The organism is Streptomyces tendae (assembly GCF_014650435.1).
Lineage (GTDB): Bacteria > Actinomycetota > Actinomycetes > Streptomycetales > Streptomycetaceae > Streptomyces > Streptomyces tendae.
Genome location: NZ_BMUY01000062.1, coordinates 1 through 2,162, shown reverse-complemented (window position 1 = coordinate 2,162; position 2,162 = coordinate 1). Strand labels below are relative to the sequence as shown.

General features: G+C 70.4%; 2 protein-coding genes and 1 pseudogene. All 3 read right to left on the bottom strand.

The window, feature by feature from the left end:
* Positions 1–425 (bottom strand): annotated as a pseudogene (locus tag IE258_RS40555) (plasmid transfer protein TraB); the annotation flags it as partial.
* A 73-nt stretch (positions 426–498) separates the two neighbouring features.
* Positions 499–1,065, bottom strand: coding sequence for a plasmid transfer protein TraA (traA, locus tag IE258_RS40550; protein WP_189750801.1), 567 nt, complete (start codon positions 1,063–1,065; stop codon positions 499–501).
* A gap of 25 nt (positions 1,066–1,090) precedes the next feature.
* A partial coding sequence (locus IE258_RS40545; RefSeq protein ID WP_229892782.1) for a DUF2637 domain-containing protein occupies positions 1,091–2,162 on the bottom strand: 1,072 nt, incomplete at its 5' end.

Sequence of the window (2,162 nt, the reverse complement as noted above, 5' to 3'; positions counted from 1 at the left end):
ATGGCCTTGACGAGGACGCCGGTCTCGACGGCCGCGGTCTGGCCGTCCTTGGTGTCGGGGTTGATGCGGAGGGCCTGGCGGACGTTCCAGGAGCCTGCGGCGACGGCGCCGCCGATGGCGAGGGTGGACAGCAGGGTGGGGTCGAGGGGGTCGGTGACGGTGCCGATGACGAGGTAGGTGGTGCCGGCGGCGGTGGAGAGGGTGGCGTGGATACGGCGGGCTTTCTTGGTGCCTTCGCCGCCCCACCAGGTGGCGGCGGTGAGGACTCCGGCGGCGACGGTGAGGCCGGCCGCTGCGAGGGGGCTGTCGCCCCAGGCGTGGTGGGCGGCGAAGGTGGCGGGCAGTTCGGCGGCGACGGCCAGCCAGGGCCTCATTCGGGGGTGCTTGACGGCCTTGTAGAGGTCGCCCTTCGGGCTGTCGGCCACGGTGTCAGCTCCTTGTCTGTGTGGGTGTCAGCGGGGGGTGTCAGAGAGGTGTCAGTGCTGGTCGGGTGGGGTGTCAGCGCCAGGTGAAGCGGCTGTTGGCGGGGGGCGTGTTCCGCCCCTTGCCGATCTTGATGAGTTCGGCTTCGAACTCCCGCTCAAACGCCGAGTACAGGGCGGTGGACCACTTCGCGATGGCTTTCTCACCTGCGGCGATGAGCTTGAGGTAGCGGGTGACGCGGCGGGCTCGGGCGCGGGCGCCGTGCATGCGGCCTGCGGCGTCGGGGATGTTGCGGAGGCGTGCTTCGAGCTGCGCGGCGTCCATGGACCGCTCCACGGCCCGGTTGCGGGCTTCCTTGCGGAGGTGCTCGGAGAAGGCGCGGATGTCCTCGTTGGACATGAAGTCCGCGCCGGGCGTACCGGTCCCGCCCTGGCCGCCCTGACCTGCGGGTCCGTAGCCGGGGCCCGTGGGGACGCCCTTGTCGGTGACGTTGACGTTCAGGTTGAACCCGCCGCCGACCTTGGTCTTGTTGGTCTGTCGGCGGGTTGTCGCCGTGAACGGCTGGTCTGCCTGACGGCTTGCGAAGGCACGGACCTGGTCGGCGCTGCTGGGGCCCTGCTGGGGCCGGGGAGGAACTGTCATGGGATGGGTCTCCTTGATCTCGGTCTCAGGCGGTCTTCTCGGACTTCGGGTTCTGGGAGTCGGCGTACAGCCGCTGGGCGGTGACGAGCCGGTCGTAGGCGGTGGTCTGAGTGAGGCCGAAGTCGGCCATCACTTCGGCGAGCGGGTAGGCCTTCGGGTCGCCGGCTTCGACGAGGCGGGCGAGGACGGCTTCGACTTCGGCCTGCTTCTTCGCTCCGCGGCCGCCGAGGGTGGAGACCGAACCGGAAGCCGAACCCGAAGTGGTAGTGCGCTTCAGGGCGGGAGCCGAACCGGTTCCCGAAGCAGAAGCCGAAGCGGTGGACGCCTGGGCGGCGATCCGCTGGGCCCGCTCCCGGGCCTCCTGCTCACGGCGGGCCTGGGCCTGTGCGGCTTCCTTCTCCTGAGCCTGGCGTGCAGCTTCGGCGTCCAGGCGTGCCTGCTCGGCGGCGCGCCGCTTGCGGTTCAGGTCTGCTTCGGCTTCGGCTTCGCGCTGCTGACGGGCGATCTCGGCGAGCTTCGCTTCGGTTTCGGCTACCAGCAGTCGGGCTGCTTCGGCTTCGGCTCGGCGCTTCGCTTCGACTTCGAGTCGGGCTGCTTCGGCTGCCGCTTCGGCTTCGGCTCGGGCGCGCGCTTCGGCTGCTTCGGCTTCGGCGACTTCGGCTCGGCGCTTCGCTTCGGCTTCGGCCTTCCGGAGTTCGGCCTGGTGCTTCGCTTCGGCTTCGGCTTCGGCCTTCGCCCGTGCTTCGGCTTCGCGCTTCGCTTCGACTTCGGCCTGCTTCTTCGCTCCGCGGAGGGGCAGCTCGATGGCGTCCTGGACGCTCATGCCGTCGGCGGTGAGGAGGAGCACGAGGAGCTGGTCGGCGTTCGCCTTGCGGCGCCAGGCCCGCCCGTACTCCTTGCGGAGCTTGGCACGGTAGATGCGCCGCTCCCGCTCGAGGTCGACGACGGCGTCCCAGGCGCGGATGCCCCACATGCGCTGCCGTCGCCAGAGGATGAACGTGGCGGGCGGGTTGAGGAGCCAGCGGCTGATCGGGGGGCCCTCCATGTGCTTGTCGGCGGTGATGTCGGCGATCCGGCCGATCGCGTGTCGGGCGGCC

Coding starts and splice junctions, on each gene's coding strand:
- traA (WP_189750801.1), bottom strand. CDS start 1,065: ATGACAGTTCCTCCCCGGCCCCAGCAGGGCCCCAGCAGCGCCGACCAG.